This window comes from Streptococcus sp. oral taxon 431 (assembly GCF_001553685.1).
Taxonomy (GTDB): Bacteria; Bacillota; Bacilli; order Lactobacillales; family Streptococcaceae; genus Streptococcus.
This window is the reverse complement of the sequence record NZ_CP014264.1, coordinates 1,932,757-1,947,966: the sequence shown is the minus strand read 5'-3', so window position 1 is coordinate 1,947,966 and position 15,210 is coordinate 1,932,757. Positions and strand designations below refer to the sequence as shown.

The following is a 15,210-nucleotide window of genomic DNA, read 5'->3' as shown; positions in this document are numbered from 1 at the left end:
TTGGGATTTTAAAGGAAATAATATGAAAAAATATGTTTTTATGCGTATCTTGCGGTCGTTGGTTTCTATTTTCTTAGTAACGACCTTGATTTACACAATCATCTATACGATGGTTCCACGGAAGTTGATCTTCAAACAAGATACTAACTACAATAAAATTGCAACCACAGCTGATAAACGTGATAACTATGAAAATACCGTCTTTGAGCGTATGGGTTATATCGAATATTATGATACGAAAGAGTTGCAGGAAAAAGCTAGTAGCATTGACTCTTCTGTTACAGTAGATGCAAATGATACAAATAAAGCAATCTATGAAAAATATATCCAACAACTTGGGAATGGTTGGACTCTAGGTGAGTTTACAGAGAGTGGACAATTCTACGCTACACGTGAAATTCCTATTTTTGAACGTGTGTTTAAATTCTATGCAAACTTGCTTGATATTGACCATACAAACAAGATCCAAGACCCTGAGAATCCTAACTTAGAGCGTTATTTGCGCTTTGAGAATGACCCTGCTATCGGTTGGTCTCTTGTGGGTTCAGGTACTAAACACAAATACCTCTTGTACTTCAATAGTCAGTTCCCATTTGTTCACCAAAACTTTGTCAACTTGAACCTAGGAGATTCTTATCCAACTTATGCAAATACTCCTGTTCTTCAAGTTATTACACAAGGACAAGGACAAACGAAGACTTCTGAAGTTCAATTCCCAACTGGTAAGAAAACATCATCAGTAAATATTTACTCAAGAACTTATAAATCTCCGAGTCAAGCTGATGCTCGTGAAGTAGCCAACTACGGTAAAGATGATCCTTATACAGCTACTGAGAGCAACTATCAGTACCCATCTATGATTGCAAGTTCTGCTATCACTGGTTTGATTGGTCTTTCGATTTCATACGCGATTGCGATTCCTCTTGGTTCAGCAATGGCTCGTTTCAAAAACACTTGGATTGATAGTTTCGCTACAGGGACTCTAACTTTCTTGTTGGCTCTTCCAACGATTGCCCTAGTCTATATTATTCGTTTGATTGGTTCTTCAATCGGCTTCCCAGACTCATTCCCAATCTTGGGTGCTGGTGATTGGCGTTCTTATGTCCTTCCTGCTGTGATTTTGGGCTTGTTAGGAGCACCTACTATGGCAATTTGGATTCGCCGTTATATGATTGACTTGCAATCACAAGATTTCGTTCGTTTTGCTCGTGCAAAAGGTTTGTCTGAGAAAGAGATTTCTGATAAGCATATCTTTAAAAATGCTATGGTACCACTTGTTTCTGGTATTCCAGGTGCTATCATTGGTGTTATTGGTGGAGCAACTCTTACAGAAACAGTCTTCGCCTTCCCAGGTATGGGTAAAATGTTGATCGACTCTGTAAAGGCTTCAAACAATAATATGGTAGTTGGTCTTGTCTTTATCTTCACTTGTGTCTCAATCTTCTCAAACCTTATTGGTGATATTTGGATGACGATTATTGACCCACGTATTAAATTGACAGAGAAAGGAGGCAAATAATGTCTACAATTAGTAATGAAAAATTTCAGTTTGTAAAACGTGATGATTATGCCTCTGAAGCAATTGATGCTCCTGCCTACTCATACTGGGGTTCTGTCTTTAGACAGTTTTTGAAGAAGAAATCAACAGTAATCATGCTAGGTATCTTGATTGCAATTGTTTTGATGAGTTTCATTTACCCAATGTTTTCTGATTTTGACTTTAATGATGTAAGTAAGGTAAACGATTTTAGCGCTCGTTACATTAAGCCAAATGCTGAATATTGGTTTGGAACAGACAGTAATGGTAAATCTCTCTTTGATGGTGTCTGGTTTGGAGCTCGTAACTCTATCTTGATTTCGGTTATTGCTACCTTTGTTAACCTTTTTATCGGTGTTGTCATCGGTGGAATTTGGGGAATCTCAAAATCAGTTGACCGTATCATGATGGAAGTCTACAACGTTATCAACAATATTCCATCACTTTTGATCGTTATTGTTTTGACTTACTCTATCGGGGCAGGGTTCTGGAACTTGATCTTTGCCATGAGTGTAACTACTTGGATTAGTGTTGCCCATTCAATTCGTATCCAAATGTTACGTTACCGTGATTTAGAGTATAACCTTGCTTCACGAACTTTGGGAACACCAAGTTACAAAATTATTGTAAAAAACATTATGCCCCAATTGGTATCTGTTATTGTTACGAGTACGTCGCAAATGCTCCCAGCCTTTATCTCATATGAAGCTTTCCTTTCATTCTTTGGTCTTGGATTGCCGATTACAGTTCCTAGCTTGGGACGTTTGATTTCAGATTATTCTCAAAACGTAACAACCAATGCATACCTCTTCTGGATTCCATTGACTACATTGGTCTTGGTATCCTTGTCACTGTTCGTTGTTGGTCAAAACCTAGCAGATGCTAGTGATCCACGTACACATAGATAGGAGTAGACATGATAAAAGGAAAAAATGTAATTTTGACTGCTCAAGATATTGTCGTGGAATTTGATGTTCGTGACAAGATTTTGACAGCTATTCGAGGTGTCTCCATCGATTTGATTGAGGGAGAGGTCCTCGCCTTAGTTGGGGAGTCAGGCTCAGGTAAATCAGTTTTGACAAAAACATTCACAGGAATGTTGGAAGAAAATGGTCGCATTGCACAAGGAAGTATTAATTACCGTGGACAAGATTTGACAACCTTATCTTCTCATAAAGAATGGGAAAGTATTCGTGGTGCGAAGATTGCAACTATCTTCCAAGATCCGATGACCAGTCTAGACCCAATCAAGACAATCGGAAGTCAAATCACAGAAGTTATTGTTAAACACCAAGGCAAGACTGCTCAAGAAGCTAAAGAGATGGCTATTGACTATATGAATAAAGTTGGTATTCCAGATTCTGAGAAACGTTTTGACGAGTATCCTTTCCAATATTCTGGGGGAATGCGTCAACGTATTGTTATCGCGATTGCTCTTGCCTGTCGTCCAGACATTCTTATCTGTGATGAGCCGACAACAGCTCTTGACGTGACCATTCAGGCACAGATTATTGATTTGTTGAAGTCACTTCAACACGAATACCACTTTACAACAATCTTTATCACCCACGACCTAGGTGTAGTAGCAAGTATCGCTGATAAAGTTGCGGTTATGTATGCTGGTGAAATCATCGAGTATGGTACTGTTGAAGAAATCTTCTACGACCCACGTCATCCATATACGTGGAGCCTCTTGTCAAGCTTGCCTCAACTTGCGGATGACAAAGGTGAATTGTACTCAATCCCTGGAACACCTCCATCGCTTTATACTGAATTGAAGGGAGATGCTTTTGCTCTTCGTTCAGATTATGCTATGAAGATTGACTTTGAGGAAAAAGCACCTCAGTTTGCAGTATCTGATACTCATTGGGCTAAGACATGGTTGCTTCATGAACAAGCTCCAAAAGTTGAAAAACCATCGGTGATTGCAGATTTACACGACAAGATTCGTGAAAAGATGGGCTTTACACATCTTGAGGACTAGGAGGAAGGAAATGTCTGAAAAATTAGTAGAAATTAAAGACTTAGAAATTTCCTTCGGTGAAGGAAGCAAAAAGTTTGTCGCTGTTAAAAATGCGAACTTCTTTATCAACAAAGGAGAAACTTTCTCACTTGTTGGAGAGTCTGGTAGTGGTAAGACAACAATTGGTCGTGCTATTATCGGTCTTAATGATACCAGCAAAGGTGATATCATCTTTGAAGGTAAAAAAATTAATGGTAAAAAATCACGTGAACAAGCTTCGGAATTAATTCGTCGTATCCAAATGATTTTCCAGGACCCTGCTGCAAGTTTGAATGAACGTGCAACAGTTGACTATATCATTTCTGAAGGTCTTTATAACTACCATTTATTTAAAGATGAAGAAGAAAGAAAAGAAAAAGTTCAAAATATCATTCGTGAAGTGGGACTTTTGGCTGAACACTTGACACGTTACCCACATGAGTTCTCAGGTGGACAACGTCAACGTATCGGGATTGCCCGTGCCTTGGTTATGCAACCTGACTTCGTTATTGCGGATGAGCCAATTTCAGCCTTGGACGTTTCAGTACGTGCCCAAGTTTTGAACTTGCTCAAGAAATTCCAAAAAGAATTAGGATTGACTTATCTCTTTATCGCCCACGATTTGTCAGTAGTTCGTTTCATTTCTGATCGTATTGCGGTAATTTATAAGGGTGTCATTGTTGAAGTGGCTGAAACTGAAGAATTGTTTAACAATCCAGTTCATCCATACACGCAAGCACTTCTATCAGCTGTTCCTATTCCAGACCCAATCTTGGAACGTAAAAAAGTTTTGAAAGTCTATGATCCAGATCAACATAACTATGAAACTGATAAGCCTTCTATGGTAGAAATTCGTCCAGGTCACTATGTTTGGGCAAACCAAGCAGAGTTGGAACGCTATAAAAAAGATTTGAAATAAGAAAAAGTTTTGTAATCTTGATAGAACAATTCTATTAAGATTATGAAACTTTTTTATTTTTGTAAAAAACTAGTCTAAAGATAAACAACTATATACCCGAGAACATGCTAATACTCAATGAAAATCAAAGAGCAAACTAGGAAGCTAGCCGCAGGTTGCTCAAAGCACGGCTTTGAGGTTGCAGATAAAGCTGACGTGGTTTGAAGAGATTTTCGAAGAGTATAAGACTAGTCTTCAATGATTCTTGGATGAGAGATCAAAGAAGCTGTTTTCTTTGAAAGTGTATTGAATCTATGCAGAATGGAATGGATAAAACTACTTTCAGATAAGCTTTTATGAATCTTCAAAATTAAAATCACTTTCTATTTAAAAATCCATCTTGCAAAGCCTACCTATATGTGCTAGAGTTATGGTAACGGTTACAAAATTAAGGAGGGTTTTATGAGAAATCCAGCATTAGTAGAAGAAATGAAAACATACCAAGGAAGGGATGAAGTTCCTCATGATTTTGATGCTTTTTGGGATGGGGAGATTGATAAGGTTTCGGTCTTGCCAGATTACCAACTAGAGGAACGTGATTTTCATATTCCAAATGTGAAGTGTTATGAGTTAACCTTTAAAGGTACCCGTGATGGCCTTGTTTATGCGCGTATAGTCTTACCAAAATCAGAAAAGAAAGTACCTGTCATTTTCCACTTCCATGGCTATATGGGACGTTGCTGGGATTGGACAGATATGCTAGCCTTTACAGTAGCTGGTTATGGTGTCGTATCGATGGATGTTCGTGGACAATCTGGATACTCACAAGATGGCTTGCGCTCACCACTCGGAAATACAGTTAAGGGCCAAATTATCCGTGGTGCAGTAGAAGGAAAAGAGCAACTCTTCTATAAGGATGTCTATCTAGATATTTATCAATTGATTGAAATTGTAGCTAGCTTCCCACAAGTGGCTGCGGGGCAATTAGCAAGCTATGGAGCTTCTCAAGGAGGGGCACTAGCTCTAGTGGCTGCGGGGCTAAATCAACGTATCAAGCGTACAGTTGCTATTTATCCATTCTTATCAGACTTTAGGCGAGTGCTCGAGATTGGAAATACCAGCGAAGCCTATGATGAGCTCTTTCGTTACTTTAAGTTCCATGATCCATTCCATGAGACAGAAGAGCAGATTATGGAGACGCTCGCCTATATCGATGTAAAAAATCTTGCCCATCGCATTAAGGGGGAAGTTCGAATGATTACTGGGCTTGATGATGATGTCTGCTATCCAATCACTCAGTTTGCCATTTACAACCGTTTGACTTGTGAAAAGAGTTATCGTATCATGCCTGAATACGCTCATGAGGCCATGAATGTTCATGTCAATGATCAAGTTTACAATTGGTTGTGTGGTAGTGAGATACCCTTTACCTATCTTGGTCATTAAAAATTGAAAAAAAGCTCTGTAGTTTCGAATGAACTACAGGCTTTTCTTTATGTGACCCAGATAATGAGAAAGTAGTTTCAGGTAGTTTGAAACTTCTAAATATCTTTGAAAGTAGAATCTATTATAGATTATAAAGTCTAAAATTTAGAATATTTATTATATAATATGATTAAGATAAAATGTGAAAGGAGTATAGCTAGTTGCGAATCTTTTAACATGGAATTTATAAAAGAGCAACAGCATTTCATCTACAAAGAATGGCAATTTCATTCAATAATACAGTTTCTTATTTGCAGCTAGTCTGAAAGGCTAAAAATTTTAAGCAAAAAAGAAAGCGCTTTATTTTTTAAAAAATAACGGAAGGGAACACATGAATCAGAGAGATTTTGATAGAAAACAGAGATATGGAATTCGGAAATTTGCAGTTGGAGCAGCTTCAGTAGTGATTGGAGCGGTTGTTTTTGGTGCTGCACCGGCTTTGGCTCAAGAGGCGCCATCAACGAATGGTGAAACAGCGGGGCAATCTTTGCCAGAATTGCCTAAGGAAGTAGAGACAGGAAGTCTAGCTAATGTAGATAAGGAGCCTGCAGGCCAAGTAACCACAGTAAATAATAGTGGAACAGAAGTGAGCCGTGAAGAGTTGCAAGCAAACCCAGGGTATGAAAAACCAACAAAAACAGAAGCATCAAACGAAACTCCAGCTACAGAGAGTGAAGACGAAGAAGAAGTTGGAAACATTCCGCGTGACTTTTATGCAAGAGAGTTGGAAAATGCCAATACTGTTATAGAGAAGGAAGATGTTGAAACCAATCCTTCAAACGGTCAAAGAGTTGACATGAAAGAGGAACTCGATAAGCTTAAAAAACTTCAAAATGCGACCATTCATATGGAGTTTAAGCCAGATGCATCTGCTCCACGTTTTTACAACCTCTTCTCAGTTTCTAGTGATACCAAAGTAAATGAGTATTTCACTATGGCCATCCTTGATAACACAGCTATCGTTGAAGGTCGTGATGCAAATGGAAACCAATTCTATGGTGATTATAAAACTGCTCCTTTGAAGATTAAGCCAGGTGAGTGGAACTCTGTAACCTTCACAGTTGAAAGACCAAATGCAGACCAACCAAAAGGTCAAGTTCGTGTCTATGTAAATGGTGTCTTGTCGCGCACAAGTCCTCAGTCTGGTCGTTTCATCCAAGACATGCCAGATGTCAACCATGTGCAAATCGGTACAACGAAACGCACAGGCAAAAACTTCTGGGGCGCTAATCTTAAAGTCCGTAATCTAACTGTTTATGATCGTACCCTTTCACCAGAAGAAGTTAAAAAACGTAGCCAACTTTTTGAAAGAGGAGAGTTGGAGAAGAAACTTCCTGAAGGAGCAGAAGTTACTGATAAACTGGACGTTTTTGAAGGTGGTGAGAACCGCAAGCCAAATAAAGATGGTATTGCAAGCTACCGTATTCCAGCCCTGCTGAAAACTGATAAAGGAACCTTGATTGCTGGTGCAGATGAGAGACGCTTGCATCACTCTGACTGGGGTGATATCGGTATGGTTGTTCGTCGTAGTGATGATAAGGGCAAAACATGGGGAGATAGAATTGTCATCTCAAATCCTCGTGATAATGAGAATGCTAAGAATCCAGAATGGCCATCACCAGTCAACATTGACATGGCCCTAGTCCAAGATCCGAAAACTAAGAGAATCTTTTCAATTTATGATATGTTCCTTGAAGGTAAGGCTGTATTTTCTCTTCCAGGAAAAGCACCACAAGCCTATGAACAAATTGGGGACAAGGTATACCAAGTCTTGTACAAACAAGGTGATGCAGGACGTTATACAATCCGTGAAAATGGTGAAGTTTTCGACCCTGAAAATAGAAAGACAGAATACCGTGTTGTAGTTGATCCTAAGAAGCCAGCCTATAGTGATAAGGGTGATTTGTATAAAGGTGAAGAACTGATTGGTAACGTCTACTTTGATTATAGCGACAAGAATATCTTTAGAGTTTCAAACACCAACTATCTCTGGATGTCTTATAGTGATGACGATGGTAAAACTTGGTCTGCACCAAAAGATATTACATATGGAATTCGTAAGGATTGGATGCATTTCTTAGGTACTGGACCTGGTACAGGGATTGCCTTGCATTCAGGACCTCACAAAGGTCGTCTCGTTATCCCAGTCTACACGACAAATAACGTATCATACCTCAGTGGTTCTCAATCTTCACGCGTCATTTACTCAGATGACCATGGTGAAACATGGCAAGCAGGTGAAGCTGTCAATGATAACCGTCCAGTAGGTAACCAAACAATTCACTCTTCAACCATGAATAATCCAGGTGCTCAAAATACTGAGTCAACTGTTGTTCAGTTGAACAACGGAGACCTCAAACTCTTCATGCGTGGATTGACAGGAGATTTGCAGGTTGCAACAAGTAAGGATGGCGGAGCAACTTGGGAAAAAGATGTGAAGCGCTATGCGGATGTCAAAGATGTCTACGTTCAAATGTCTGCCATTCATACGGTACAAGATGGTAAGGAATATATCATCCTCAGTAACGCAGGTGGACCTGGACGTTACAATGGTTTGGTACACTTAGCGCGTGTGGAAGCTAATGGGGATCTAACTTGGCTCAAGCACAATCCAATTCAAAGTGGTAAATTTGCCTATAACTCCTTGCAAGATCTTGGAAATGGCGAATTTGGCTTGCTTTATGAGCATGCGACTGCCACTCAAAATGAATACACCTTGTCTTATAAGAAATTCAACTGGGATTTCTTAAGCAAGGATAGAATTGCTCCAACAAAAGCAACTGTGAAAAATGCTGTAGAGATGAGCAAAAATGTCATTGCTCTAGAATTTGATTCTGAAGTATTGGTGAATCAACCACCAGTTCTTAAACTGGCAAATGGTAATTTTGCGGCTTTCTTGACACAATACGATACAAAAACATTGTTATTTGCGGTTAACAAGGAAGATATTGGTCAAGAAATTACAGAAATCATTAACGGTGCAATTGAGAGCATGCATAATTTACCTGTAAGTCTTGAAGGTGCAGGAGTCCCTGGTGGTAAAAATGGAGCAAAAGCAGAAATCCATGAAGTTCCAGAGTTTACAGGTGCAGTCAATGGTGAAGGTACAGTTCATGAGGATCCAGCCTTTGATGGTGGCGTCAACGGTGAGGAAGCAGCCGTTCATGATGTACCAGCCTTTGAAGGTGGTGTGAACGGCGAAGAAGCGGCTGTTCATGACGTTCCAGAAATAGAGGTTGAAGAAAATCCACCAGGAACTATTAACGAAGTTCCGGCCTTCGAAGGTGGGGTTAATGGTGCCGAAGCAGCCGTTCATGAAGTTCCAGCCTTTGAAGGTGGTGTGAACGGTGAGGAAGCCGCGGTCCATGAAGTTCCAGAAGGTAATCTAGTAGAAAGCTCAAAAGGGGAATCTGCCGTTCATGAAGTTCCAGCCTTCGAAGGTGGAGTCAATGGTGAGGAAGGAGCTAAGGCAGAAAGTACAGAGTTCGAAGGCGGTGTTAATGCAGTAGAATCCGCTAAGTTAGAGGTGCCAGAATATACAGGCGGTGTTAATGCAGTAGAATCCGCTAAGTTAGAGGTGCCAGAATATACAGGCGGTGTTAATGGAGTAGAATCTGCTAAGTTAGAAGTCCCAGAGTATACAGGTGGTGTCAATGGAGTAGAGGCCGCTAAGTTAGAAGCGCCAGAATATACAGGTGGTGTGAATGCAGTAGAATCCGCTAAGTTAGAAGCGCCAGAATATACAGGTGGCGTCAATGGATTAGAATCCGCTAAGTTAGAAGCACCAGAATACACAGGTGGTGTTAATGCAGTAGAATCCGCTAAGTTAGAAGCACCAGAATATACGGGTGGTGTCAATGGATTAGAATCCGCTAAGTTAGATTCTCCAGAATACACAGGTGGTGTTAATGCGGTAGAATCTGCTAAGTTAGAAGTTCCAGAGTACACAGGTGGCGTCAATGCAGTAGAGGCCGCTAAGTTAGAGGTGCCAGAATATACAGGCGGTGTTAATGGAGTAGAACCTGCTAAGTTAGAAGTTCCAGAGTACACAGGTGGCGTTAATGGAGTAGAGGCCGCTAAGTTAGAGGTGCCAGAGTATACAGGTGGTGTTAATGGTCTAGAATCTGCGAGTACAGAAGTTCCAGCCTATGTAGGTGGTGTAAACAGTGCGGAAGCTGCTATCCATGAGGTCTCAGAGTATAAGGGAGAACAGTCAATTGTAGTTCAAGCTATGGCACAAGATAAAACTTATCAAGCCCCTGCTGCTCGTCAGCAACTTCTTCCTGAAACAGGAAGTGAAGATGTTGCTCCTCTTGCCTCTCTAGGATTTGTAGGCATGCTCCTAGGTATGTTTGCCATGGGCAAGAAAAAAGAAGATCAATGAAATAGTTAAAATCAACGAAATTCATAGAGGAATTTGATCTTATATTAGAAAGGGTCGTGACTAGAACTAGTTACGGCCTTTTGATCTAGATAAATCAGGAGTCAAATAGTTAATACTCTTCGAAAATCTCTTCAAACCACGTCAGCTTCGCCTTACCGTATATGTGTTACTGACTTCGTCAGTTCTATCCACAACCTCAAAACGGTGTTTTGAGCAACCTGCGGCTATCTTCATAGTTTGCTCTTTGATTTTCATTGAGTATAAGTTTGAGATAAAGTTCATTAAAAAACGATTCAACTGGATGAAGCAATTTTATGTTAGAAAAATCCAAAGCGTCCGAAAGTAGTTTCAAATGTCCAATTTTATATTTCTAAAACTGAAAGTATAATCTGTTCTATCTCAATCTCTCTTAAAAGGGGAGGATTTATTATATAATGAGAATAAGATAAAATTTGAAAGGAGTAGGAGACTCTAGTTAACGATGGCATGATGATAGATTGTTGATCGTTAAGTGAGAGAAAATTTGAAAGAGCGAGTGTAACCATTCGTGAAAAAAGTAATTTTTGTCATTTAGTCAGATGACTAAAAATTTTAATCAAAAAAGAAAGCGCTTTATTTTTAAAAATGAAAGGAAGAAAGATGAAGCATAATCAGTTGGAGAGAAAACAACGATACGGAATTCGTAAATTTACAGTAGGAGCCGCTTCAGTCGTTATTGGAGCAGTTGTTTTTGGTGCATCGCCAGTATTAGCACAAGAATCAACAACTACCAATAAGGAAACGACAGAACTAGGAGTAGAGAAGGATCAGGCAGAAAAAGTAGCAGATACTGAAAAGAATGTTACTGAGTCTAATGGAGTAGATACAGTCACACATACATCTACAGAAGCACATACTGGAACAGAGACAACTGCAACAGCAGAAACAGCAGAAGCAACTAGAGAAACCGAAAAAGATCCAGCTTCGCTTCCACGTGATTATTATGCTAGAGAGTTAGAGAACGCCAATACTGTTCTTGAAAAGGAAGATGTAGAGACTAATGCTGCAAATAGCAATAGAATTGATTTGACAGAGCAATTGGACAAACTGAAACAGCTTCAAAATGCGACCATTCATATGGAGTTCAAACCAGATGCTTCTGCACCAGCATTTTACAACCTTTTCTCAGTATCAAGTGATAAGGTAAGAAATGAATACTTTACAATGGCTGTGTATAACAACGTTGCCTTGATTGAGGGCCGCGATCAAGATGGAAATCAATTTTATGATAGATACACAGATGCACCATTAACAGTCAAACCAGGTCAGTGGAACTCAGTAACCTTTACAGTTGAAAGACCAAGTGCAGATTCTCCAGATGGGCAAGTTCGTCTCTATGTAAACGGAGTTTTGTCACGAACAAGTAAGAAATCAGGACGCTTTATTAAAGATATGCCTGATGTAAATCATATGCAAATTGGTACCACAAATCGTGCAGGAAGTATGGTTTGGGGGGCAGGCTTACAAGTTCGTAATCTAACTGTTTACGATCGTGCCTTGAGTCCAGAAGAAGTTCAAAATCGTAGCTACCTATTTGAAAGATCCGAATTAGAGAAAAAGCTTCCAGAAGGAGCTGAGATAACAGATAAAAAGGATGTCTTTGAAGCTGGTAAAAATGGGCAGTCAAATCCAGATGGTATTAATAGCTATCGTATTCCAGCCCTCCTTAAGACTGACAAGGGAACTTTGATTGCTGGTGCTGACGAACGCCGCTTACACCACTATGATTGGGGTGATATCGGTATGGTCGTTAAACGAAGTGAAGACAAGGGCCAAACATGGGGCGATCGCATCACTCTTACCAATCTTCGTGACAACCCAAAAGCTACTGATCCATCTGTTGGTTCACCAGTAAATATCGATATGGTTTTAGCCCAAGATACTGAAACCAAACGAATCTTTTCAGTCTATGATATGTTCCCAGAAGGAAAAGGTATCTTTGGAATGTCAGCTGAAAAAGAGGAAGCTTATAAAGAAATTGATGGGAAAACCTACCAAATTCTCTATCGTGAAGGAGAAAATGGAGCCTATACTATTCGTGAAAATGGGCTTGTCTACACACCAGATGGTCAGGCAACGGATTATCGTGTTGTTGTAAATCCTGTCAAGCCTGGTTACAGCGATAAAGGTGATCTTTATCAGGGTGAGCAGTTACTAGGCAATATCTACTTTACAAGTAATAAAACTTCTCCATTTAGAATTGCTAAAGACAGCTACCTATGGATGTCTTACAGTGATGATGATGGTAAGACTTGGTCTGCTCCTCAAGATATTACTCCAATGGTCAAAGCTGATTGGATGAAATTTTTAGGTGTGGGACCTGGAGTGGGCATTACCCTCCAGAATGGACCTCATAAAGGTCGTATCGTCGTTCCTGTCTATACGACGAATAGAACAAACCACCTCAATGGTTCTCAATCATCTCGTATCATCTACTCAGATGACCATGGTAAGACTTGGCATATGGGTGGCGGTGTCAATGATAACCGTACACTTTATGATGGTACAGTAGTTGATTCAAGCAACATGAACAATTACTATGCTCAAAATACAGAAGCTTCTGTTGTTCAGCTGAACAATGGTCAGTTGAAACTCTTTATGCGTGGTTTGACTGGTGATTTGCAGGTTGCGACAAGTAATGATGGTGGTATTACATGGGACAACTATGTAGCACGCTATGATGTGCCAGATGTCTATGTTCAAATGGCAGCGACTCATACGGTTCAAGATGGTAAGGAGTATATCCTTCTAGCAAATGCCAATGGCCCAGGTCGTAAGAATGGTTACATTCGAGTGGCTCGTGTAGAAGAAGATGGCGAGTTGACTTGGCTGCATCATCATTTGATTCAAGAAGGGGAGTATGCCTATAACTCACTTCAACAGATCGGACCAAAAGAATTTGGTCTCTTGTACGAACATCATGAAGCTGGTGGCAATCCTTATACTCTATCCTTCAAGAAATTCAACTGGGATTTCCTAACGAAGGAAAGAATTTCTCCTAAAGAAGCCAAAGTTAAAAATGTTATTGAAAAATGGCCAGGAATTCTTGCAGTAGAATTTGATTCAGAAGTTTTGGTTAACAAAATCCCAACACTTCAGTTGGCAAATGGTAAAAAAGTAAACTTCATGACCCAGTACGATACGAAGACTCTTCTATTTACAATAGACAAGTCAGATCTTGGTCAGGAGATAACTGGACTTGCTTCTGGAGCTATCGAGAGTATGCACAACCTTCCAGTGAGTCTTGAAGGAGCAGGTATTCCTGGAGCTGCCAACGGTAGTGAAGCTGCTGTTAACGAAGTACCAGAATTCACAGGTAGTGTTAATGGTGTAGAAGCTGCGACTGCTGAACTTCCAGAATTTACTGGTGGAGTCAATGGTAGTGAAGCAGCTGTAACGGAGCTCCCAGAGTATACTGAACCTATTGGTACAGTAGGTGAAGAAGCAGCACCGATAGTAGAACTTCCAGAATTTGCAGGTGGAGTCAATGGTGTAGAAGCAGCAAAAGCAGAATCTCCAGAATTTGCAGGTGGTGTCAATGGTAGCGAAGCAGCTGTACATGAAGTCCCAGCATTCACAGGCAGTGTGAAGAATGACGTCGCGTCAACAGAAAAACCAGGATTTGTAGGCGATGTCAAAGGTTCAGAAATAGCGAGCGCTAAAAATCCAGATCACAAAGGTCAGCAGTCTATTGTATCTCAGGTTATGGCACAAGATAAGACCTATCAAGCACCTGCAGTTCATCAAGATGTTCTTCCTAAGACAGGAAGTAAAGATGCCACTGCCCTTGCATCAGTAGGGCTTGTGGGGATGCTCCTTGGTATGTTTGCTTTGGGGAAGAGAAAAGAAGATTAGTCAAATAGTTGAAATTGAAGGTTTCCTTAGTGAAACTAAATCTTAGTTAGAAAGGGTCGTAACGAAAATTTGTTACGGCCTTTTTCTTTCATGTTTGCGAGAAAAAAGGGCTGTTTTCAAGATTTAAGAGGTGTTGGGATAGATTTTAGGTTCCTGAAACTACTTTCAGAAGAAACTGTTGCATAAAATTGTTTTGAAACTTCAATCTATCCTAGCACAAGTTATTGAAAGCGCTTTAATAATAAGCTATAATAGTCACATAAACACAAAGGAAAAGAAAAGGAGGAAAGTAGATGCCACAAATTAGTAAAGAGGCCTTGATTGAACAAATCAAAGATGGAATCATCGTTTCTTGTCAGGCACTTCCTCATGAACCGCTCTACACAGAAGCGGGAGGAGTTATCCCCTTGTTGGTGAAAGCAGCTGAACAAGGTGGTGCAGTCGGTATCCGAGCAAACAGTGTTCGAGATATCAAGGAAATTAAAGAGGTCACTAAACTTCCGATTATCGGAATTATTAAACGTGATTATCCACCACAGGAACCATTCATCACAGCGACTATGAGAGAGGTAGATGAGCTAGCAGCTCTTGACATCGAAGTCATTGCTCTTGACTGTACCAAACGTGAACGTCATGATGGCTTGGAGATCCAAGAATTTATCCGTCAGATCAAAGAAAAATATCCAAATCAACTCTTGATGGCTGATACAAGTACCTTTGAGGAAGGTCTAACAGCAGTTGAAGCGGGAATTGACTTTGTCGGAACAACCTTGTCAGGTTACACTTCTTACAGTCCAAAAGTGGATGGCCCAGACTTTGAACTCATCAAGAAACTCTGTGATGCAGGGGTGGACGTCATCGCTGAAGGAAAAATTCACACACCAGAACAAGCTAAGCAAATCCTAGGTTACGGAGTGCGAGGTATCGTAGTTGGTGGCGCTATTACTAGACCAAAAGAGATTACGGAACGATTTGTTGCGGGTCTTAAATAACACAATATAAAAAAACGA

General features: G+C 40.1%; 8 protein-coding genes. All 8 read left to right on the top strand.

What is annotated here, in order from left to right:
- Positions 1 to 22 precede the first annotated feature (22 nt).
- The 8 genes from AXE83_RS09070 to AXE83_RS09035 all read left to right on the top strand — a co-directional run bounded on the left by AXE83_RS09070 (position 23) and on the right by AXE83_RS09035 (position 15,192).
- Positions 23 to 1,519, top strand: coding sequence for an ABC transporter permease (locus AXE83_RS09070; RefSeq protein ID WP_049528232.1), 1,497 nt, complete (start codon positions 23 to 25; stop codon positions 1,517 to 1,519).
- Positions 1,519 to 2,445, top strand: coding sequence for an oligopeptide ABC transporter permease OppC (oppC, locus tag AXE83_RS09065; protein ID WP_060956209.1), 927 nt, complete (start codon positions 1,519 to 1,521; stop codon positions 2,443 to 2,445). Before AXE83_RS09070 ends, oppC begins: the two co-directional genes overlap by 1 nt.
- Before the next feature lie 8 nt (positions 2,446 to 2,453).
- Positions 2,454 to 3,521 (top strand): ABC transporter ATP-binding protein, encoded by a 1,068-nt coding sequence (locus AXE83_RS09060; RefSeq protein ID WP_060956208.1) that lies wholly within the window; start codon positions 2,454 to 2,456, stop codon positions 3,519 to 3,521.
- A 10-nt stretch (positions 3,522 to 3,531) separates the two neighbouring features.
- Complete coding sequence (locus tag AXE83_RS09055; protein WP_060956207.1) at positions 3,532 to 4,458, top strand: ATP-binding cassette domain-containing protein; 927 nt, start codon at positions 3,532 to 3,534, stop codon at positions 4,456 to 4,458.
- Between the two features lie 441 nt (positions 4,459 to 4,899).
- Positions 4,900 to 5,883: an acetylxylan esterase gene (locus tag AXE83_RS09050; protein ID WP_060956206.1), complete on the top strand. Its 984-nt coding sequence runs from the start codon at positions 4,900 to 4,902 to the stop codon at positions 5,881 to 5,883.
- A 370-nt stretch (positions 5,884 to 6,253) separates the two neighbouring features.
- Positions 6,254 to 10,306 (top strand): SIALI-17 repeat-containing surface protein, encoded by a 4,053-nt coding sequence (locus tag AXE83_RS09045; RefSeq protein ID WP_060956205.1) that lies wholly within the window; start codon positions 6,254 to 6,256, stop codon positions 10,304 to 10,306.
- Positions 10,307 to 10,945: 639 nt separating this feature from the next.
- On the top strand, positions 10,946 to 14,200 hold the full coding sequence (locus tag AXE83_RS09040) for an SIALI-17 repeat-containing surface protein (protein ID WP_060956204.1): 3,255 nt from the start codon (positions 10,946 to 10,948) through the stop codon (positions 14,198 to 14,200).
- A 293-nt stretch (positions 14,201 to 14,493) separates the two neighbouring features.
- On the top strand, positions 14,494 to 15,192 hold the full coding sequence (locus tag AXE83_RS09035; RefSeq protein ID WP_001135656.1) for an N-acetylmannosamine-6-phosphate 2-epimerase: 699 nt from the start codon (positions 14,494 to 14,496) through the stop codon (positions 15,190 to 15,192).
- The last annotated feature ends 18 nt before the right edge of the window (positions 15,193 to 15,210 follow it).

Coding starts and splice junctions, on each gene's coding strand:
- AXE83_RS09060 (WP_060956208.1), top strand. CDS start 2,454: ATGATAAAAGGAAAAAATGTAATTTTGACTGCTCAAGATATTGTCGTG.
- AXE83_RS09055 (WP_060956207.1), top strand. CDS start 3,532: ATGTCTGAAAAATTAGTAGAAATTAAAGACTTAGAAATTTCCTTCGGT.
- AXE83_RS09070 (WP_049528232.1), top strand. CDS start 23: ATGAAAAAATATGTTTTTATGCGTATCTTGCGGTCGTTGGTTTCTATT.
- oppC (WP_060956209.1), top strand. CDS start 1,519: ATGTCTACAATTAGTAATGAAAAATTTCAGTTTGTAAAACGTGATGAT.
- AXE83_RS09045 (WP_060956205.1), top strand. CDS start 6,254: ATGAATCAGAGAGATTTTGATAGAAAACAGAGATATGGAATTCGGAAA.
- AXE83_RS09040 (WP_060956204.1), top strand. CDS start 10,946: ATGAAGCATAATCAGTTGGAGAGAAAACAACGATACGGAATTCGTAAA.
- AXE83_RS09035 (WP_001135656.1), top strand. CDS start 14,494: ATGCCACAAATTAGTAAAGAGGCCTTGATTGAACAAATCAAAGATGGA.
- AXE83_RS09050 (WP_060956206.1), top strand. CDS start 4,900: ATGAGAAATCCAGCATTAGTAGAAGAAATGAAAACATACCAAGGAAGG.